Raw genomic sequence first — 21,026 nt, 5'->3', positions numbered from 1 at the left:
AATCGTTTTGTGTTGAGGGGACTCGTGGCCTCGTCGACTACGAATAGCGATGCGGCATTGTTGTTGAGGGGACTCGTTGCCTCGTCCACTACGAATCGTTTTGAGGGGGGACTCGTGGCCTCGTCCACTACGATTTGGAAAACTGTTGGACGAGGGCGGCTACGGCGGGATGGGATGCGCCGTAGGAGACGATCGCGATATCCAACGGGGTTTCGCGGTAGCTGGCGACCGCGCGCTCGATGGCTGCAATGATCCACTCGTTCCGGTTCCCGAACACTCCGCCTCCCAACAGCGTCAGGTAGAGCTTGTTCGAACCGGTTTCGGCGAGGTTGACGACCGCTGCGGCCAACGTCGCTTCGTAGGCAGCTTCTAGAACCAGTTTCGCAAACGCTGTCCAATCCGCCGCGGGTTGGCTTCCGTAAGCGACCGGCAGCGCCGAACAATAGGCTTGCGAGACGCGGTGGCTGGATCCCGCAAGCGTCACCGCCGTGTTCCATTGCAGCCCGATACGCAACGCGTCGCGATAGCTGTCGAGTTCGCCGGCAGCGGCTGATTCCAACGTCCGGCTGATCTGACGCAGCCCCGAATCGGTCGGAAAGAGGTAACCGTTTTGCATTCGCCAAAGTTGCTGCTCGCGATTGCCCAGCAGCCGGCCGAGGTCGGCGCTGCAATCGATCTGGTGGTCGCGCGATTGGCCGACGCAATCTCCCACCGCTGCAAAGTAGTTGCGATAGATCGTGCCCGCTCCACACGCGACGGCGCAGGCGGGACCTTGTGTGTGGTCGTGTTCGTAGATCCCCACACCTCGTTCGGGAGTCACCGTGGGAGAAGCCATCTCCAACAGATTAAATTGCGACGCGACTTGGAAGAGCGAGTTGGCGTTGCCCGGATCCGCATGCAAGCGGCGGACATCGGCGACGATCTCTCGAAGCGATAAACGTCCGCGGGGCGAGTCCGTCGCCGCGGCTCGCGCACGCAGTTCAACTAGCGTCGGCGTTTCCAACCGCCCGCAGGCGATGCGAGTGCCATCGGGACAGACGAGATCCTCGCCATCGACACTCAACTGCGCTCGCACCTGCTGCGGCGACGATTCGTCGATCCCTGTCAATTGTTGAAACCACGACATGTGTTCGATTCCGTATTCGTTTCAGGAGCTGCGATGGTGCGTTTCGTTTCGCTAGTTTAGTGGAGGAGCTGGGAGCGAGGGAGTCTGGAAGCGAGGGAGTCTGGAAGCAAATCAGCCACAAGACGCTTGCCCGCGGTTGTGTGGTGTGGTCGTTGGCGAACGAACCGGACGCTAGCGGCTCGCCGGTTTAGTCAGCCGATTGGGCGTTAGCCCCGGTTCCGCTGCCAGCAAGCCGAGGCTAACGCCCACTGTCAGTTATACGCAAGTCGCAGACAACGGCGAAAGCAATCGGCGAAAGGGACAGGCACATACCTCACACGCCTGTCGCGGGCCGAAGGTCCAGCAATTTGCATAGCCCAGCCTGCAGGGCTGGGTACCAGCCGACGTCGCCCGGTTTCATTTCACAACGGGTGAAGGGGCAACGCCCCGGGGGAGGTGGTGACAATCGACCGGGCCTACAGCCCAACCATGTCAATCATCGCCGCTAGACCCCAGGCCGATGGCCTGGGCTATGCAAATGGTCGTGCCTGCGGCCCTGACTCGGTTGAATGCGATGTGAAGCGGTCTGCGACGAACGAAAGACTTCTCGCTGGCCTGGCGAGCGTTCGCTCGAGATAACTCACCATGACTTACGTATACCTGACAGGCCACTAAACCGGGGCTAACGCCCAATCGGCTAATACATGGAAGCTCGTTGTGACTAAACCGACAAGCCGCTATCGCGCCAGCGGCTGATGGGGTTGTCGTGCTTCCTTTTTGTTGCGTACACTCCCCCCGGTTTACCTTTGTGACGGATCACAATCTCTCGGCTCCACAACCACCCTTTCTCTGGGGGAGAGATGCGCAAACAAGCGTTTTTCCTGAATCTTCGCACGATTTTCACGGCGTTTCTAATCACCTTGGGCGTCTCCGCGACGGCGGAGGATTCGTTTCGGGCCGGTCTGGCCGAATTGGCTGCCGGTTCGTTCGAAAAGGCGGCGGCGACGCTGGCTGAATTCGTCAAGAAGAATCCCGAGCATCCCGCTGCGGTCCAAGCGATGTGCGGAAACGGCCAAGCTCTCTCGGCGATGGGACGCAATGCCGAAGCAGCGGACGTCTTCGAAGCTGCACTCAAACGGCGAAGCAACCGCGTGCGTGAAGCTCCCATTCGCTTGAGTTGCGCCAAGTGCCAGCTGCACGCCGGCCGCTATTCCGCCGCCGCCGAACACGCGCACCAGGCGATCCAGGTCTCCACATCGCCCAGCGAACGAGCGGCCGCCTATCCGATGCTGATCTCCGCCCTGTGCGAAGACGAGCGATGCAGCGAAGCCTGGTTGCATCTGCAGAAAGGAGCCGACTCGGGTGAACTCGATCCCAACGTCACCGTCTCGCTAGCAAAGAAGGTCGCCGCCGACGCGCTGAAGCAGGGCGAAGCCAAGACGGCTCGCGAAGCCTTCGGCTGGCAGATGGAAAACGATCAAGACGACCGCGGCAAACAGGAAGCCGCTCTCGGCTACGCCTGGGCTCAAGCCGCATTGGCGACGACGCCGACCGAAGCAGCCGATGCGTTGTTGGAATACGTCGACAACTATCCCAAGTCGCCCGGCGCCGCGCGAGCTTTGCTAGCTGCAGCACGGAAGCAGATCGACGCCGACCAGACGCCGGTAGCTATCGAGTTGCTGCAACGCTTGTACGCCCAATACGCCGATGCTAGCGAGACCGTCGACGGCCTGACGCTGCTGATCCAGATCGCTCAGAAAGCTGGCGACGAGGAACTGCTGCAAGAAACACGAGCTCACTTGGCTCAACAACACACCGACACTCCCGCCGCTCGCAGCGTATTGCACTTGGCGATCGCCGACGCGGCAAAATCGGGGGACGACGCAAAGTTCGAAGCGGTCGCGTCGGTCGTCTTTAACGCGGGCGATCCGCAGTTGGTCGCTCAGACGTTGGACCGCTTGAGCGAGACGGCGGGGAACGAGATCGTGCTGCGATTTGCCGACGCGGGTCTGCAACGGATGATCGATCCGCAGCAGCACATCGTCACCGGAGCGATCATCGATTGGTTGTTTGAACACCAGCATTGGTCGGTGATCACCGAAGCGACAGCCAAAATGCCAGCCGAGGTGTTGGTTAGCAACCAACACCAGGGAGCTGTGATCGCCGAGAGTTTGCAGCGTTTGGGAAGTTCTAAGGCAGCTTATGATTTATTCACGCGATTGGCGGCCGGTTCCGAGCCGACATTTGTAGTGTTGTTGCGGCGATCCGAACTGGCGGTGCAGGTCGGTTCGGTCGATGAAGCTACACAGGCGATTGCCGCGGCGACGGCCGCAGCCGAATCGTCTCGCGATCGGCAATACGTCCAGATCGTGGCAGCTCAGTTGGCCATTCGCCGCGCCGACTTTGATAGCTCGCGAAAACTACTCGACACCGTGGTGCTGTCCCCCGCAGCGGATCAACGCTTGCGTGGCCGAGCCCAGTGGTTGATCGGCGAAACCTATTTCATGCAGCGAGATTACCGTGCCGCTATCGACGCCTACCGCCGTTGCGAGACGTTGTTCCCCGAATCGGGATGGGGAGCCGCGGCGTTGCTGCAAGCCGGCAAGGCGTTTGAAAAGATGGGTAACTTTCGCGACGCCGCCGTTTGCTACACAAGTCTGCTGAACAAACATGCCAAATCACCATACGCTCGTCTGGCCAGCCGCCGCCTCGGCTGGATCGGAAACGAAACGACTCGCTAAACCGATGCTAGCAAGCCACGCCGCACCGAACCAAGCTCCCCGCTGCGCAACGACCGCCGCAGCCAGGCCGACCGCTGCGCGCTCGATCGCCACGCTGGCGATGATGCTAGCGTTTGCGATTAGCGTTCCCGGAATTGCTGCGGCGCAACAGTTCCGCCAACCGGGTCAATCTTTCCAACAACAGGGCTTTGGCCAACAGGGCGGCTTCGCGCCGCAACCGACAGCGATCCCATCGATCCCGCCGGCCGCTCAACCGCAGCCGACCGCTGAAGCTCCGGCCGAGGAAACTGGCGAAGAATCGTCGTCTTGGGTGCCGGGATGGGCGTCGAGCTTAAAGTCTCAGATCAGCGCCGGCGGGTTGCTGATGATACCGCTGGGCATCTGCAGCTTGATCGTGATCGGATTGATTTGCGAGCGTTTGATCTCGCTGCGCCGCGGCCGCGTGATCCCACGCCCCTTTGTCCGCCGGTTCCGCGAAAAGCTGGACGATGGGCAATTGGACATCGAAGAGGCGAACGAGGTCTGCAACGAATTCGACTGCGCCGTCGCCGACGTCTTTATCGCGGCGGTCAAGCGAACCGGCCGTCCGATGGTCGAGATCGAAGCGGCTGTCTTCGACGCGTTGGAACGGACCGCCGACGGATTGCGACGCTATCTGCGTGTCTTCCACGCCGTCAGTAATGTCGCTCCTTTGATTGGACTGCTGGGAACCGTGCTCGGCATGATCGACGCGTTTGAAACGATGGCGTCCGAAGCCGGGGCAGGGCATCCGGAATTGCTAGCCGTCGGGATCAGCCAAGCACTTGTGACGACCGCCGGCGGGCTGTCCGTGGCGATCCCCGCCTACCTGGCCTACATGTATTTCAGCTCGCGAGCCGACGGCTATCTGGCTGAGATCGAACGCTTGTCACTGGGAGTCATCGACGCGGTCTCGGCCGAAAGCGGCGGAGCGGCGCCGAAGGCGCGGCGACGAAAGGCTGCATAATGGCATATCAACGACGCAGTGGCGAAGAGGCGACGATCAATCTGACGCCGATGATCGATGTCGTCTTCCTGTTGGTGATCTTCTTTATGGTCGGGGCGAAGTTCACCGACCAGGAGGGGAGCATCAAGGTTAACGTGCCGGGAGTGGGGAATCTGCAATCGATCACTCGGGGGCCCGACCAACGGGTTGTCGATGTCCTCGCCGATGGGTCGTTGTTGCTGGACAAGAATCCAGTTGCTATCAATCAATTGCAGCAAACCCTAACGAGTGCGGCCGCTCAATATGCCGATACGAGTGTAGTAGTGAGAGGCGATGGGCAAGGCAATTTCCAAGCGATTGCCGAAGTCCTGCAAGTCGTTCGCCAGGCCGGAATCACCGATATGGGAATCGCTGTTCGAATGCAGCGATAGCATCAGCTCTCGTCGTGCATCGCATGAAGTCAATCACCGATTCAACGCTCGCGCAAACGCCCTGGTTGGCGTTCCTCGCCGTGATGGCGATGGTACTGGTTGTTGCTACGTGGGTTCTGTGGCGACGGCAATCGGGCCGCCGACGTCCCAAGGCCGCGATCGCGTGTGCGGTTCTATCGGTCCTGATCCACAGCTCGCTGTTCTGGTTTGTACCGACCAAGGACCAACCGGGCAAAGGGACCGGAGACGCCCCGGGCGCAATCGACGGCAACGCTCCGGTGATGGTCACGATCGCTGACGTCGAGACCTTCGATCCCGACCAATCGGCTTCGCTCGACGAAACACCCGAGACCTTCGTCCCGCCGCTGGAGCTGCCGACGCCCGCCCCCGATCCGCAGCCGGCTGTCGTCACGGCTCCGGCGCCGTCGGAGCTGCCGATGCAGACGTCGACCGATCCGCCCGAGTTTGCCGCGGAGCCGATCGAGTTGAACGAGACGCACGCGCAGATCGATCAAATGATGACCGATCTGCTGTTGGCTGATGCGACGCTTTCACAGGCGGATGCACCGGAGCCGATGCCGACGCCCGAGCCACCGATGCCGAAACCAGCAGCTGCGACGCCGCAGCCAACCGAACCGCTGGCCGCTCAACCCGCCAGCGCCGCGTCGGGCGTCCCCGTACCAACTCAGACAGTCGCGACGCCGGTCGCATCACCACGTCCCGACGACTTCGCCAACCGTCGCGGCCCGGCGCGTCGGAGTGCATTGATCGCAACCGGCGGCGACGACCGCACCGAAGCTGCCGTGGCGGCTGGACTGCGGTTCATCGCTTCGCGTCAACGCCCCGACGGAATCTGGGATCCGACGACGACCGGAGCGGGGCAGGAACGGATGCCCCTAGGTGAGAATCGCAACGGTGCGGGGAAGCGAGCCGAGACGGGGCTGACCGGGTTGGCGCTGCTGTCGCTGATGGGAAGCGGACACACGCATCTCGAAGGACCGTACAACGACAACGTCGCCCGTGGCCTGCAAGCGTTGTTGAACCGGCAAGCGAACGACGGATCGATGGGGGGACCAGCCGGCACGTACGCGCGGATGTATTGCCACAGCATCGCCACCCTTTCATTGGGCGAAGCGTTTGCGTTGACCCGCGATCCGCGGCTGGCTCAAGCGACAGCCGACGCGCTCAGCTATTCCGCTCGGATCCAACATCCGTCGACCGGCGGCTGGCGTTATCAACCGGGCGACACCGGCGACACCAGCCAATTCGGTTGGCAAGCGATGGCGATGGAGAGTGGCAAGCAGGGAGGGATGAACCTCGATCCGCAGATCGACCACCGGTTGCGAACCTTCCTGTCGACAGTCCGCGCCGGCCGCGGCGGGCTGGCGTCGTATCGCCCCAAGCGTCCGCCATCGCGAACGATGACCGCAGAAGCATTGGCGTCGCGGTTGTTGTTGGGGCATTACGTTCCGCCGGCGGAGATCGCCGAAGCGGAGGCGTACATTTTGCAAGAGCTGCCGGGGATGGGCGAGGACAATTTTTATTACTGGTACTACGCCTCGCTGGCGCTGCATCAGTTACAGTCGCCGGCCTGGACGCGGTGGAACGAAGCGATGAAGCGGCGGCTGTTAGCAACCCAACGCAGCGACGGCAGCTGGCCGACGACCAGCGTCTGGGGCGGCTACGGCGGCGAAGTCTACACGACGGCGATGGGCTGTTTGTGTTTGGAAGTCTACTACCGACACCTGACGCTGCACCAAGGCCCCGAAAAGATCGCCAACGGCGCGGTGCGACCGCTGGTGCGGTAGCGGCGGTGGCTCTGGGCTCCATCACGCGATGGCCGACAGCAAATTGTGCCGGCCTCCGGCCTTGGGGTTCTTAGTAGTGCAAAGTCCCGGTGGCTTACACCACCGGCAGGGAATGTGTCGGCCTCCGGCCTGAAACGCCCTGACCATGACCGCCCGCGTGTCGGTCTCCTAAGCCCGAACGGCGCCATATTAAAAATCCGGTGGCTTACACCACCGGCAGGGGATGTGTCGGCCTCCGGCCTGCAACGTCCTGACCATGACCGCCCGCGTGTTGGTCTCCTGAGCCCGAACGGCGCCATATTAAATGCTGGTGGCTTACACCACCGGTGCCGCGCGCCTCCCCTCCCCGAACTTCGCTGCGCTGGTTCGACCCTCCCCTGTCAAACTTCGTTTGGGGGAGGGTGAAACCTTCCGGTTTTGACGGTTGTAGCGGTTGGAGTTTTGCGATCGCGCATCGCGCTGGGGGCGAGCTATGCTTCGCATGTTTGGGGATCTCCCCGACGCTTCGATTCGACGCAAAACTGCCGACTTCGCCGACGGGCGACTATGATGCAAGGTGCTGTTCTGCGTCTCGACCCGCGCGCCAAATCCGATGACCGCTCCCCCGACTCCGCCGCATCCCGATCCGACTCCGCCACCCGCGGCGGGTTTGGATGCTGCGCGTCAAACGACTCCCACCGCTCCTCCGGCGATCACTCCGCCCCCCAGCGCACTGCTACAGCTCGATTCGTTAGCCGATGAGCAAGAGAACCAGCAACCACTGCCTGCGACTCAAGCTTTTTTGCGCGACGCGAGGGTTCCCGCTTGGTTGGTCAGCGGCCTGCTGCACGGCGGCGTGCTGCTGTTCCTGGCACTCTGGACCGTCGTCGGAACCACAAGCAACTTGTTTACGATCCAAGCGCGGTTTGAGCGCGAGGCGCCGATGCCGATCGAGCTGACGCCGCCGATGGATCGCCCCATCGTCGAAATCCGGCAAACCGAAGCGATGCCCGACCACGCGATCGAAGCGGCGGTCGAGGCGGTCGAGTTCGAGAAGCCCGAAGCGCTCACGGCTACCGCGCCAACTAAGCCGCTGGATACGATCCGGAAGATGATCGATGGACTGCAACAGCCGACGTCGACGCCCGCGCTGCGGATGCGAGGCAATGCGGGGATCGAGGGGCGCGTCGCCGGCAAACGACAGGAACTGGCTGAAAAATATGGAGCCAGCGACGCCAGCGAACAGGCTGTCGAAGCGGCGTTGGATTGGTTGGTCGCTCACCAACAAAACAACGGCTCCTGGGACTTCGACCTCTCCCATGCTCCCTGCAACGGCCAGTGCCGCAATCCACGATCGAATCCCGACGGCCAAGCGACTCCCAAAACGGCAGCCACCGGACTGGCGCTGCTGCCATTTCTGGGAGCCGGGTATACGCACCGCAGCGGCAAACATGCCGAAACCGTCTCGCGGGGACTCTACTACCTAAGAAGCCAGTTGCGCGACGCAGCGGTTGGCCGCGAATTGATGCACGGCAGCATGTACGGCCACGGGATCGCAACGCTGGCAGTCGCCGAAGCCTACGCGATGACCAAAGACGAAGACCTGGTCGGCATGCTTCGCGATCTGCAGTCGTTCATCGTGATGGCTCAGCACGAAAAGGGAGGCTGGCGATACAACCCCGGGCAGCCGGGCGACATGACGATCACCGGATGGCAGATCATGGCGCTCAAAAGCTGTCAGATTGGCGGGCTCCCCTTTCCGACAAGCGTCCATTCGCGAGCGGAGGATTTTGTCACCAGTCTTGGCAGCCAACAGGGCTCGCGGTTTGGCTACCTGGAACCGGTCGCCGAAGCGACGCCGACAGCTGTCGGTCTGCTGCTGCAGATGTATCTGAGCAAACCGCCCGGGGACGCGGCGATCATGGAGGGCTGTCATTATCTGTACGAATTGGGCCCCTCGAAAACGAACGTCTATTTCAACTATTACGCCACGATGACGCTGCACCATGCCCGCTATTACGGCTTCCCCGAATGGAACGCCAAGCTCCGCGATTACCTGGTGAAAACGCAATCGCGGCGGGGGCATGAAGTCGGCAGCTGGCACTTCACCGACCGCTTTGGCAACGTCGGCGGGCGGCTGTACAGCACCGCGATGTGTGCTCTGGTCCTGGAAACCTATTACCGGTACTTGCCGTTGTGGGCCGAAGCCGAATTCCCGTTGTAGTGTTCCAGCGGCGAAGAACCTATACTTGGCAAGCGTTTGGCAATACAATCCGCTGCCCCGATCAAAGGCTGCGGCGGCCTCGTTTTTACGTTCAGGCAAGTCAGTCGGCACGCGAATGCACCCACGGTTCCTTGGCGAACCGGGCGCTGTCGCGTGCCGGCTGATACCTCGATTTGAAATGCGGACTGCCGCTGGTACCGATCGGCAAGCAGCCGGAATCCAACGCCGGCCAACTCTATTTAATTAAACAACTTCATTTGATACGTCGCTCATGTCGCTGCAAATTTCACTCAACGGACAATTGGTACCTAAAGAAGACGCCAAGATCAGCGTTTTCGACCACGGGTTGCTGTACGGCGACGGCGTGTTCGAGGGGATGCGGAGCTACGCCGGCAAGATCTTTAAGCTGGACGATCACCTCGATCGGCTGTGGGATTCCGCCCGAGCGATCTGTCTGGAGCTGCCGATCACACGCGAGCAGCTGGCGGAAGACTGCAAAGCGACGTTGGCTGCCAACAACATCATCGACGGCTACATCCGTTTGATCGTCACCCGCGGTGCCGGTTCGCTGGGCCTGGATCCCAACCGCTGCACCAATCCGCAAGTGATCATCATCGCCGACAAGATCTCGCTGTATCCGAGCGAATATTACGAAAACGGTTTGCACTTGGTGACCGCGTCGACGATCCGCAACCATCCAGCGGCGCTCAGCCCGCGTGTCAAGTCGCTGAACTATCTGAATAACATCATCGCCAAGATGGAAGGTCTGCAGGCCGGATGCGTCGAAGCGCTGATGCTGAACCACAAAGGAGACGTCGCCGAATGCACCGGCGACAACGTCTTCATCGTCGACCGGGGAGTCCTCAAGACGCCGTCGACCGATTCGGGAATCTTGGAAGGGATCACTCGCAACGCCGTTCTGGAGATCGCCGCTGACCTGGGGATTCCGACCCGCGAGATGACGCTCACGCGGCACGATCTGTTTGTCGCCGACGAATGCTTCCTGACCGGCAGCGCCGCGGAAGTCGTTCCGGTGGTCCAGTTGGACAACCGCCCAATCGGCGATGGCAAACCGGGGCCGATCACCAAACGTCTGCTCGAAGCGTTCCATAAACTGGTCCGCCAATAGGCGACCGCTGCCGCACCACCTTCCGATTCGATTCCGCATTCCGAGATGGTTTCCATGTTTCGTTCGCTCGCGCTCTGTTCGCTCCTCTCCCCGCTGTTCGCCTTCACCGCGTTGGGCCAACCTGCGACCTCTCCCGCCGCGCCGCCGAAACTCGGCCCGTACCTGTACGAGACGAAACCGGACGATCCTGCGTTTGCGAGTTTCAATCCACGGCGGGCGCCACAGCCGGGTGAGCTTCTGTTACGGAAAGGGGATCGTTTGGCGATCTGTGGCGATTCGATCACCGAACAAAAGATGTACTCGCGGCTGATCGAGACCTACCTGACGGTCTGCGTTCCGGAACTGGAGATCACGGCGCGTCAGTACGGTTGGAGCGGCGAGAAGACCGACGGTTTTCTGCGGCGGATGGAAAAGGATTGCCTGACCTTCTCGCCGACGATCGCCACGTTGGCGTACGGCATGAACGATTCCCGCTACCGACCGTTCGACGTCACCAACGGGCAATGGTACGAGGATCACTACACTGCGATCGTGCAGAAATTTAAAGCGAACGACGTCCGCGTCGTCGTCGGGTCGCCTGGCTGTGCCGGCAAGATCGCGACTTGGGTTAAGAGCCGATCGGGAACGTTGGAACAACACAACTTGAACCTGTGCGCTTTGCGAGACATCGCGATCGGCGTGGCGGAGCGAGAACAGGTCCGCTTTGCCGATATCTTCTGGCCGATGCTGCAAGCTCAAGTCTTCGCACCGGCTCAACACGGCGCCACCGAAGAGAAGCCCTACCGCGTTGCCGGCAGCGATGGGATCCATCCCGGCTGGGCCGGTCAGGTGATCATGGCCTGGACGATATTGCGATCGTTGGGACTGGACGGCGACCTGGGAACGATCGAAATCGATACCGACAAAAACACGGCGACCGCCAACGGCGGACACTCGATCGATTCGTATGCCGACGGCGTCGCAACGGTCACCAGCACGCGGTATCCCTTCTGTGCGACCGGCACGCTGCACAGCGAAAACTCGATCCGATCGGGGATGACGCTGGTTCCCTTCAACGAAGATCTCAACCGATTTCTGTTGAAGGTCAACGCGGCCGATGGCACAAAGTGGGAGATCACTTGGGGCGACCAGACGCAGACCTACAACGCGGATCAACTCGCCCAAGGGATCAACTTGGCGTGGGAGTTTCCCAAAAACCCGTTCAGCGAATCGTTCGACCGCGTCGATGCAGCGGTCGCCAAAAAGCAAGCTTATGAAACGCTGCAGGTGAAGAAGATCTTCCACGGCCCCGAGGGGAAAAAAGACTTCGACGCCGCCGTCAAAGAAACCGAAGCGGTTCGCAAGCCGCTGGCCGATGCGATCGCCGATGCCATGCAACCGGTGACTCACAAGATCGCGATCCGCCAAGTCGCTGGCGAATGAGCCCTCGGCAAATCGGTTAAACGTCGGGGCGGATCACCGCGATCGAATCGTCATCGCCGCATCCGATGCTTCGACCTCAAAGGCCTTTGATCTCGTCGCGGATCTCGCACAGCATCGCCACGTGACGCGGCGAAAATCCGCTTGTCGGCGATGTGGTTTGGTCGTCGCCCAATCCCGCCGAGCGCGACTGGCTGACTCGCGACATGATCTGTTCGCGGAGCTCCGCGGCGTCTTCGATCCCCTGCACCAGCAACTTGTTGCCGCTGGCGAATGGACTCTCCGCCTCCCCCTGCGAGGAACCCGCGGTTTCGACGACCAGCTCCGAGATCCCAAACAGATGCTGCAGCGGCCCGCGTCGCAGATAGACGTTCTGCACATTTTCAAACGTGATCGTATGTTCGTAGATCACCCAGATCCCACGCCGCGCTCGCAAGCTGCGGTCGGTGATCACATACCACATCGTGTCGTAGCGAAGATGGAGCGCGATATAAACGACCAGATGCCCAGCAAGGATCAGCGGAATCGCCAGTACCGCCAGCAACATCGCGAGCTTTTCCTCTTCGATCGCAACCGCGGCCAAGGCGACTGCAATCACGAGGTCGATGACGGCGGCGATAACCCAAAAATTGAACTTCAGGTAGCTCAAGAATCGCCGCGAGGGTTGAAAGCTGCGATAGAAACCGCCGTCGACAACCGGCAGCGTCGGCGGATGATCGGGAACGCGAAAGCAGTCGACCAAAATTTTCCAGACGCCGCGATAGAGCCACTGAGCCGACCGAGGAGCGGGAGCTGTCATCTGTCGTCGCCCTCCGGAACGTTGCGAATCCGACGCAGTTCGTCGCGGATCTCGGTCAAGACGCCCAGCACCTGATCGTCGCTATCGACCGATTCGGGATCGAGCGAATCGTTCCGCGCCCCACGCATCTGAGCGTATAGGAAATCGCGTAGCGGTTCGGGATCGCGAATCCCTTCGATCTGCATCGTCGCCCCGGCGGTTCCCGAAGCGGTTTGCAGCGGCAACTTCGAAAGCCCCATCCAGCGTTCGACAATGTTCCGCGTGACATGGATGTCTTGCAGCCGCCGGTACGTGAGATGAACCTCGCGCCGAAAAAAGTAGCCCCAACACATCGAAACGCCCGTATCGTCGAAGCGATAGCTGAGCGTTTTGAATCGGATCCACAGCGGAATGAAAACGAACGGGAACCCGATGACGGTGCACGCCGCGACCAACGCGTAATAAACCAACAGCGAATCGTCCGGGCGAGTGATCTTCGACGCGTCGAACATCGCGTCGGAGGGTTGCGTCGGCGGGGGCGATTCGGTCACGTCGATCCTCGTCTATATAAGGTCTTCGAGATAGGCTCGCGAGCGGTTGATCTCGGTAGTCACCTTGTCTGTCGATTCCAAAATCGGAATCCCCCGCGGCACTGGATGCATAAAGATCTCGGTCCAGCCGCTGAACTTCGTCTCGACCAACGCGTCGACCAGCGGGGCAAAATCGAGCTCGCCTCGACCCGGCATCTGCAACAACTCCTGCCGTTTGGGCAGCTTCTTCATGCAGCCCATCCCGTATTGCCAGGCATAAAAGACCGACAACCGATCGCCTAGGGCAAGAATCAATTCGGCCAGCAGATTCGAATCTTGGTCCAAATGATACGGTGCCAAGGCGATTCCCAGATGATCGCTGGGACACAGATCGATCAGCCACCGCAGCGAATCGGGGGATTCGATCAAATTGTTGCCGTGGTTTTCGATAGCGATCGTGACACCCGTCTCTTCCGCCACCGCCAGATGCGGTTTCATCTGCTCAACAAACTTCGCCACCCCTCGCTTCAGTTCACCTCCCTGTAATCCCTTGGGCCCCTTGCCGCCGGTTACGATTGTGGAACAGCCGAGGCGTTGTGCAAGCCGCATCTCGTCTTGCAGTCCAAACGGCCCCAGCTTGTACTGCGTGATGCAGCCCAGTTGAACGTTGTGTTGTTTCAGCAGCGTGGCGAAGGCCTCTTCTCCCATCGCATCTAACTGCTCGCGTTGATCGCCGTGAGCCTTGGGCCAGATGTCCAATGCGACCGAACCGGTCTTCGCGACTTCGGGCAGAATCTCCGCGACGGGTGCATAGCCATACATGCACGAACCGAGCAGGTAACGGAACTGGAAACCGCTGTTGGCAGCGCGAGCGAACTGAGGCAGCGCAAGAGCCGCCCCGGCGGCAGCGCAGGTGGCGGAAAATTGGCGTCGAGAGACTTGCATGAAAGATCAATCACGGTGTTGGGAGAGAACAATAATCAGCACGCGGCCATCGCATCAGCAGGCCGGCACCGACATTGTAACCGATCCCACGGTTCCCTTCCCGCGACTTGCTCAGCATCAGAAGGGCGAATCGCTTTTTCAGACCGAGGCGTCGCCGAAAACGGTAACCCGACGCGTAAGCGAGAAATTCACGCGGTGACTCGCTTACGCGTCGGGTTACCAATAAATGCCCGAAATCAAACAGAGATCAGCCCTGTCGACATCAGTAATCGAACCAGATGCCGCCGCCGATCGTCTGTTCTTTGCGTTGGAAGAATTCGAATTGGCTGCTGTGGCCGTTGGTGTATTGAGCGCCCCAGCGGAGCCGCCGGCCCGATTGGCTGCCCGGAATTTGCCAGCCCATTTGGGCCGTCAAACTGGGCGAATACCCAACCGCTTCGCGGATGTCGAGATTCATCGCGGAAAACGGACCGCCCCACTTCAGCGACTTGGGAGCTGGCACAAACTCAAAACCGGTTTGAAATTGCCAAGGCCTCGCACCGCCAGACATCTTGAATGCAAAAGCGGTTTCGCCGTACAGACGCAGCGATTCGTAGGCTTGGTAGCTCGCTCCCAGAACCAGCGATTCGGTGACGTAATTAATCCGTTCAAACGTCGGGTTCCGCTCCATATATTCGTCGCCCACGTGTGAGCTGATGTGGAAGTAGCCAAACTTCAGCGACCAGGCTCCCAAAGCTTTTGTCAGCTCGGTGCCGAAGCGGAAATCGTTCGACTCAACGTCCTCGGAGTTGTACAGATCCAAACGCGTGATCACCGCCCCTTCCAGATCCCATTGCCAACCCTCGGGGTGCTTCGCGTCGCTGGAGCCATAACGCAGCAGGCCGACGCGGCCACCTAACGTCGCGTCCCAAAACGCACCGCCATCATGTTCGCTGAAGAGCACCGTCGAGATCCGCGGTTCGTGAGGCCCCGCCATATATGAGTGCCACAGCAAACCCTCGGGCAGCGTCTGCCAAGTCCACGCGTCTCGAGGCGCCGCCGCGGTGATCATCGCTGGCGGCAGCGGCGGGATGGGCTGGGCTGCCGGATCAAAAATGACAGCCGGTTCGTCGACGGTGACAACCGGGTCGGCAGCCAGCGCAGCGACTTCACTCCACGACACAGCGGCAATTCGATCGTCGCCGGTGACAATGGACTGCGGGGCAGTCAGCAGCACCAAGATCCAGGCAAGGGATCCAGCCACTGCAACTAGGCGGTTTGAGAAGTTTGAATGGTACAAACAGCTTGCCTGCATTGATGAATTCGAAGCAATACAAACTCAGTTACGATCCCACAAAGGATATCGACGAGGACGATCCGCTTCGTCAGCTCGCCGCCGCATCGGCAATCACCAGCAGCGTAGGTGGTGTCGCGGCGTAGAGCGGGCGTTCCTGGCATACCGCAAGGCAGCCATTCGCATTTGTTGGGCGCAATGCCCACATCCCCTTCCTTCGCCATCGGTCGGGCCACGGCCCGATGCAATCGCCACCTCGGTTGCTAGCGAATCGCAAGTCACTGCGATCGCGTCTCGATGCTTTTGGATATATCGGCCGTCGCGGGCCCATTGTTCTTAGGTAAAATGGACAACTGGCGATTTCGCTCGATACGATTCGCTAGCATATGCGGCGACAGCTAACGAACGATTGCGTGAGCCACGTCTCGCGCGGACAGCCATCGTTGGCATCAGCTTGTTTGACGTGAAAAGAATGCCAGCAAATGCGTTTGCTGCCGCAGTGCACCAGTCGCTAGCGATCTTCGAGGACCGATTCCAAGTCGCGCCGCCGCCAATCGCCGCGATAACTCCCCGTCGCCTTAACTATCAAAACGCCAGGACGCTTTGTATCCAAAGCCAGATCGACAAAGCAGCCGAAGCGGCTATTTGACTTCGTTGGGCAGCGGTTTACCGTCGAGGCCGGCGAACAGGTTTTCGAGCGTTCGCTGCATCATCGTGTGACGCGTGCGGCCGGTGGCGCTGCCCAGATGCGGCGTGATGATCACGTTGGACAACTGCAACAGCGGATGATCTCGGGGCAACGGTTCGGGATCGGTGACGTCCAATCCCGCTGCTTGGATCTTTTCATCGCGGAGCGCTTCGTATAACGCCTGCGTATCGACGACCTGACCGCGAGCCAGATTCAACAGGATCCCGGTCGGCTTCATCTTTCCAAGTTCCGCCGCGCCGATCAAACCAGTCGTCTCCGCCGTCAGCGGACAGTTCAGCGAAACAAAATCGGACTCTTGCAGCAGATCGTCCAGCGACCGGTACTCGGCGCCAAACTCGGCTTCGGCTTCGGGACGGCGGGACCGGTTGTGATACAGCAGCCGCATTTGGAATGCTTTGGCTCGCCGCGCCACTTCGCATCCGATCCGCCCCATTCCAACGATTCCCAACGTGCTGCCGGTCACTTCTTGGCCGATCAAGATCGCTGGGTTGTATTGCGTGAATTCCGCGCTGCGGGCAAAGGCATCGCTGACGACCAACCTTCGCGCCGTCGCCAACATCAGGGCGATCGTCAGATCGGCGGTCGCCGCGTCGACACATCCGGGCGTATTGCCGACCGGAATACCTCGCGCCGCGGCAGCCTGCAAATCGATATGATCGACTCCAACACCATGGTTGCTGATCACGCGCAACTGGGGACAACGATCCATCATCGGGGCGTCGATCCGGACGTGCCCGTACGCCAAGATACCGCGAGCGGCGGCGAAGTCGGCGTCGGTTGCCGAATCGAAATAGCGCAGTTCACATCGCACCTGCGCGGGAGGCAAAAAGAACTTTGGCAGCGGATCGGTGAGAATGATGTCTTTCATCCCGCTGATTGTATCTCGGGTCGCGACCCGCTGCAGTCACTTGCGCCAATTTTGAGCCCTCTATTGACGCGTTGAGTCGCCGTTTTTTCGCGTTGCGCAAGCAGGGCGATTTAGAACCAACCGCCGATCACGAAAACGGCGGGTCCGCGGACCAATGCGAAACCGCACAACCGACCGATCCGGCAGCCCAAATTGCTGCCACGTTTCGCTGCGAAGTGGGGGAAGTTGCCATTTTCGCAACGCCCATCTCCCCCTCCTGCCCGACCTCCAATTCGGTCATAATCTCGGCAGCTGTATTTCATTTGCACACCCAATTTGGCGGCAATCCGTGCCTTACGAAACAACGCTCCATCACACCCTCGACAACGGCCTTGTCTTATTAGGCGAGAGAATGCCCTGGCTGCGCTCCGCGGCGTTTGCCTTCATGCTGCCCGCTGGCTGCCGATATGAACCGCACGACCGCTTGGGGCTTGCCGGTTTCGTCAACGAGATGATCCAACGCGGCGCGGGCAATTACAGCAGCCGCGATCTGGTCGCCGTTCAAGACAATCTGGGTTTGGACCGATCCAGCAGCATCTCCACCGCGCACGGCAGTTTCGGTGGATCGATGCCAGCCGAATCGCTTCCCGAAGCGCTGACGCTGTACGCAGATATCGTGCGTCACCCGCATCTGCCGGGCGACCAGATCGAAGACGCTCGGCTGATGTGCTTGCAAGAACTCGCCGCCGCCGAAGACGACCTGCCGCAAACGCTGATGAACCGTCTGAAGCAGATGCATTTTGGCGACGTCCTGGGGCGGACTTCGCTAGGTGACGAAGCCGGTTTGATGGCGATCGACGCCGCTGATCTGCGGCGTTTTTATCAGCAGCACTACCAACCTCGCGGGGCGATGTTGTCGGTCGCAGGAAATTTCGATTGGGACGTCGTCCGCGACCACGTCGAAAAGTTGTTTGCCGATTGGCAACCGCACGATCCGGCCCCCGATCAACCGATCGTCGGCCGCGCGGGGTACGAACACATCGAACATCCATCGCAACAGACGCACCTCGGAATCGCGTTCCCCGCGGTTCGCTATGGCGATCCGGAATACTACCCGATGCGAGCGGCTGTCGGCGTTTTGAGCGATGGGATGAGCAGTCGGTTGTTCACGCGAGTCCGCGAGGAGCGTGGGCTGTGCTACACGATCTCCGCCGGTTGTCATTCGACCCGCGAAGGGGGTGGCGTCTTCTGTTATGCAGGGACGACGGCCGAGCGCGCTCAAGAGACGCTCGACGTCACGCTGCAGGAACTGCAGGGGATCGCCGACGGAATCGAAGAGGGCGAACTGGAGCGGTTGAAGGTGCGGATTCAAAGCAGCCTGATCATGGAACAGGAATCGAGCGCGTCGCGAGCCTCGGCGATCGTTTCGGATTGGTACCTGTTGGGCCGCGTGCAATCGCGCGACGAATTGCAAAAGAAAATCGACGCACTGACGACCGCCGATCTCGTCGATTACTGGAAACGCAATCCGCCAAAAGACTTGCGGATCGTGACCGTTGGCCCCGAACCGTTGAAGGTTCCTTAAGCCGCGAGCCCCTCCGATTCAATCGCTACGTCGCCAGCACCACTTACCGCCGCCGACCTGCCCCACAACACAACCTCTACTTGCATGTGACCCATTTACGATGACTTTGGAATTCAAACAGCACACGCTTGCCAACGGCCTGCAAATCATCGCGGAGATCAATCCGGCGGGCTACACCGCTGCATTTGGGTTCTTCGTTCGCAGCGGTGCTCGCGACGAACAGCCCGAGGAATTGGGGCTGAGCCATTTCCTGGAGCACATGGTCTTCAAGGGGACCGCGCGGCGAACGGCTGCCGACGTGAATCGTGAGCTGGATGAACTGGGCGGCCAAGCGAACGCTTACACCAGCGAAGAGCAAACGGTTTATTACACGACCGTATTGCCGAAGTACCAGGACCGGGCAATCGATCTGTTATGCGACATCATGCGTCCGGCGCTGCGCGACGACGACTTCCAGACCGAGCGTCAGGTGATCCTCGAAGAGATCGCTAAATACGATGACCAACCGCCGTTTGGTGCGTTTGAACGTTCGATGGAACTCTATTTTGGCGGTCATCCGCTGGGCGGCCGCGTGCTGGGGACTCCCGAATCGATCGGCGAGATGACATCGAGCGCGATGCGGAAGTACTTCGAACGGCGCTACGATCCGCAAAACATGCTGCTGTCGGTCGCGGGATGCGTCGATTTCGACGCCGTCGTCCGCCAGGTCGAAGCGCTCGCCGGCGATTGGCCCTCGGCTGATCTCCCGCCGCGAATCGCCGCGCCAACCGTCGGTGGCGAAGCGAAAGTCGAACTGGAGGTACCCGATTCCAGCCAGACGTACGTGATCCGCGTTGGCGCCGCTCCTGCGATCTCCAGCGACGACCGCTTCGCGATGCGAATGCTCGTCTCGATGATGGGAGAAGAAGGGGGCAGCCGACTGTTCTGGGACCTGATCGACACCGGCCGCGCCGACGTCGCGACGATGTGGACTCAAGAGTTTCAAGACACGGGGTTGCTGTTCACCTATCTCAGTTGTGCCCCGGACGATGTCGAATCGAACCTGGCGCTCGTCGATGGAGCGATTGAAGTTTTCGTTAAAAATGGACCGACCAGCGAAGAGATCCAGCAAACCCAAAACCGCATGTGCGCCGGGCTGATCCTGTCGAGCGAGCGGCCGAGCAATCGGATGTTTTCGATCGGCAACGCCTGGCAAATGCGAGGCGTTTATGAGACGCTCGACGATCAATTGAAGAGATATCGCGGCGTTGGCGAAGCAGATCTGCATCGGGTGCTTGCCGAATATCCGATGCGGTTCACGACCGAGGTTCGCACCGTCACCAAGACACCGGCGGAGTAGCCAACAGCTTCGCGGATCACAGCTTTACACAACACACATCCCATCACCGACACGACGATTATGAAATTCCGCACACGCGCTATCCACGACGGCAACTCGATCGATCCGCAGACCGGAGCCGTCGTGCCGCCGATCCATCTCGCCAGCACGTTTCGCCAACCCGGGGCGGGTGAGTGGGGCGAGTTCGATTATTCGCGCAGCGGCAATCCGACGCGATCGAACCTGCAAGCGACGCTCAATTCGCTCGAGGGTGCTGTCGGTTCATTGGCTTTCAGCAGCGGGATGGCGGCGACGCACTGCGTGACGATGCTGTTGGGCAATGGCGACCATGTCGTCGCCGGCAAAGACATCTATGGCGGCACCTACCGCTTGCTGCACAAGATCTGCGATCGCAACGGGATCTCGGTGACGCTTGTCGACATGACCGACCTGGACGCTGTCGCCGCGGCGATCCAACCGAATACAAAACTGCTGTGGGCGGAAACGATCGGCAACCCGCTGTTCTCGATCCCCAACCTCACCGCGCTTGCGGAACTGGCCCATTCCCGCGGCGCCCTGATCGGTGTCGACAACACCTTCGGAACGCCCGTCTTGGTGCGGCCGCTGGAATTTGGGATCGACATCGTCATGCACTCGGCCACCAAATACCTCGGTGGCCACAGCGATTGCTTGGGCGGAACCCTCTCGGTCGCCGACAAAGAACTCTACGACCGACTCTATTTTGTCCAAAACGCAACCGGCGCGGTCCTCGATCCGTTCAGTAGCTTTCTGATCGGCCGCGGGCTCAAGACGCTGGACGTTCGGATTCGCGAGCAGAGTAAAACCGCGGCGCGATTGGCCGATTGGCTCGCCGCCCACCCTCGTGTCTCGCGAGTCTATTATCCCGGGCTCACATCGCATCCCGGCCACGAACTGGCCGCGCGCCAATTCGACGGCATCTACGGTGCGATGCTCGGCTTTGAACTGGCGGGAGACTTTAAGGCGACCGCCGCGATGGTGGGCAAGACGCACCTGTTTCACTTGGCCGTCAGTTTGGGGGCGGTCGAATCGCTGATCGAACAACCTGCATCGATGTCGCACGCCAGTTACGATCCCGCCGACCGCGCCAAAGCTGGCATCTCCGACGCGCTGGTCCGCCTGTCGGTGGGTCTAGAAGATTTTGACGATCTACGACAAGATATCGAACAAGCCATCGAATCGGTTTGAATTTCCGCTGGCTG

The 21,026-nt window shown here is 60.4% G+C and carries 17 protein-coding genes; 11 read left to right on the top strand and 6 right to left on the bottom strand.

The window, feature by feature from the left end:
- Window positions 1-127: 127 nt before the first annotated feature.
- Window positions 128-1,126 (bottom strand): hypothetical protein, encoded by a 999-nt coding sequence (locus CA51_RS10620; protein WP_145120368.1) that lies wholly within the window; start codon window positions 1,124-1,126, stop codon window positions 128-130.
- 839 nt (window positions 1,127-1,965) lie between these two features.
- On the opposite strand from CA51_RS10620, the gene CA51_RS10615 reads away from it, so the two are divergent.
- From CA51_RS10615 to CA51_RS10585, 7 genes are all read left to right on the top strand, one after another.
- Entirely contained in the window at window positions 1,966-3,846 is a 1,881-nt protein-coding gene (locus CA51_RS10615; RefSeq protein WP_145120367.1) for a tetratricopeptide repeat protein, read from the top strand.
- Window positions 3,776-4,831 carry a MotA/TolQ/ExbB proton channel family protein gene (locus CA51_RS10610; protein ID WP_231746111.1) on the top strand — a complete coding sequence of 352 codons (1,056 nt, stop codon included), beginning with the start codon at window positions 3,776-3,778 and terminating at the stop codon, window positions 4,829-4,831. The genes CA51_RS10615 and CA51_RS10610 overlap by 71 nt, the downstream gene beginning before the upstream one ends.
- Window positions 4,831-5,241, top strand: a complete 411-nt coding sequence (locus CA51_RS10605) for an ExbD/TolR family protein (RefSeq protein ID WP_145120365.1) — start codon at window positions 4,831-4,833, stop codon at window positions 5,239-5,241. Before CA51_RS10610 ends, CA51_RS10605 begins: the two co-directional genes overlap by 1 nt.
- Before the next feature lie 23 nt (window positions 5,242-5,264).
- Window positions 5,265-7,049 (top strand): prenyltransferase/squalene oxidase repeat-containing protein, encoded by a 1,785-nt coding sequence (locus CA51_RS10600; RefSeq protein ID WP_197451737.1) that lies wholly within the window; start codon window positions 5,265-5,267, stop codon window positions 7,047-7,049.
- A gap of 592 nt (window positions 7,050-7,641) precedes the next feature.
- Window positions 7,642-9,252: a prenyltransferase/squalene oxidase repeat-containing protein gene (locus tag CA51_RS10595; protein ID WP_145120363.1), complete on the top strand. Its 1,611-nt coding sequence runs from the start codon at window positions 7,642-7,644 to the stop codon at window positions 9,250-9,252.
- A gap of 271 nt (window positions 9,253-9,523) precedes the next feature.
- Window positions 9,524-10,381 (top strand): branched-chain-amino-acid transaminase, encoded by an 858-nt coding sequence (gene ilvE / locus CA51_RS10590; protein WP_145120361.1) that lies wholly within the window; start codon window positions 9,524-9,526, stop codon window positions 10,379-10,381.
- Between the two features lie 54 nt (window positions 10,382-10,435).
- On the top strand, window positions 10,436-11,803 hold the full coding sequence (locus CA51_RS10585) for an SGNH/GDSL hydrolase family protein (RefSeq protein WP_197451736.1): 1,368 nt from the start codon (window positions 10,436-10,438) through the stop codon (window positions 11,801-11,803).
- Between the two features lie 76 nt (window positions 11,804-11,879).
- Here the strand turns inward: CA51_RS10585 and CA51_RS10580 are convergent, their stop codons facing one another.
- From CA51_RS10580 to CA51_RS10565, 4 genes are all read right to left on the bottom strand, one after another.
- The gene (locus tag CA51_RS10580; protein ID WP_145120357.1) at window positions 11,880-12,599 is read right to left on the bottom strand and encodes a PH domain-containing protein; all 720 of its coding nucleotides are present in this window, start codon (window positions 12,597-12,599) and stop codon (window positions 11,880-11,882) included.
- The gene (locus CA51_RS10575) at window positions 12,596-13,129 is read right to left on the bottom strand and encodes a PH domain-containing protein (protein WP_145120355.1); all 534 of its coding nucleotides are present in this window, start codon (window positions 13,127-13,129) and stop codon (window positions 12,596-12,598) included. The genes CA51_RS10580 and CA51_RS10575 overlap by 4 nt, the downstream gene beginning before the upstream one ends.
- A 12-nt stretch (window positions 13,130-13,141) precedes the next feature.
- Window positions 13,142-14,053: a sugar phosphate isomerase/epimerase family protein gene (locus CA51_RS10570; RefSeq protein ID WP_145120352.1), complete on the bottom strand. Its 912-nt coding sequence runs from the start codon at window positions 14,051-14,053 to the stop codon at window positions 13,142-13,144.
- Between the two features lie 262 nt (window positions 14,054-14,315).
- Window positions 14,316-15,296, bottom strand: coding sequence for a DUF1207 domain-containing protein (locus CA51_RS10565; RefSeq protein WP_231746110.1), 981 nt, complete (start codon window positions 15,294-15,296; stop codon window positions 14,316-14,318).
- A gap of 53 nt (window positions 15,297-15,349) precedes the next feature.
- Between CA51_RS10565 and CA51_RS26355 the strand changes: the two genes are divergently transcribed.
- Window positions 15,350-15,472, top strand: coding sequence for a hypothetical protein (locus CA51_RS26355; RefSeq protein ID WP_261343015.1), 123 nt, complete (start codon window positions 15,350-15,352; stop codon window positions 15,470-15,472).
- A 495-nt stretch (window positions 15,473-15,967) separates the two neighbouring features.
- Here CA51_RS26355 and CA51_RS10560 read toward each other — a convergent pair whose 3' ends face one another.
- Window positions 15,968-16,903 carry a 2-hydroxyacid dehydrogenase gene (locus CA51_RS10560; protein WP_145120348.1) on the bottom strand — a complete coding sequence of 312 codons (936 nt, stop codon included), beginning with the start codon at window positions 16,901-16,903 and terminating at the stop codon, window positions 15,968-15,970.
- Window positions 16,904-17,294: 391 nt separating this feature from the next.
- Between CA51_RS10560 and CA51_RS10555 the strand changes: the two genes are divergently transcribed.
- From CA51_RS10555 to CA51_RS10545, 3 genes are all read left to right on the top strand, one after another.
- Window positions 17,295-18,467, top strand: coding sequence for a M16 family metallopeptidase (locus CA51_RS10555; RefSeq protein ID WP_145120347.1), 1,173 nt, complete (start codon window positions 17,295-17,297; stop codon window positions 18,465-18,467).
- Window positions 18,468-18,567: 100 nt separating this feature from the next.
- Window positions 18,568-19,806: a M16 family metallopeptidase gene (locus CA51_RS10550; protein WP_231746109.1), complete on the top strand. Its 1,239-nt coding sequence runs from the start codon at window positions 18,568-18,570 to the stop codon at window positions 19,804-19,806.
- Window positions 19,807-19,866: 60 nt separating this feature from the next.
- Complete coding sequence (locus CA51_RS10545; RefSeq protein ID WP_145120345.1) at window positions 19,867-21,012, top strand: trans-sulfuration enzyme family protein; 1,146 nt, start codon at window positions 19,867-19,869, stop codon at window positions 21,010-21,012.
- Window positions 21,013-21,026: the final 14 nt, after the last annotated feature.

The sequence above is a fragment of the Rosistilla oblonga genome, assembly GCF_007751715.1.
Lineage (GTDB): Bacteria > Planctomycetota > Planctomycetia > Pirellulales > Pirellulaceae > Rosistilla > Rosistilla oblonga.
This window is presented reverse-complemented; position numbering and strand designations above follow the sequence as displayed.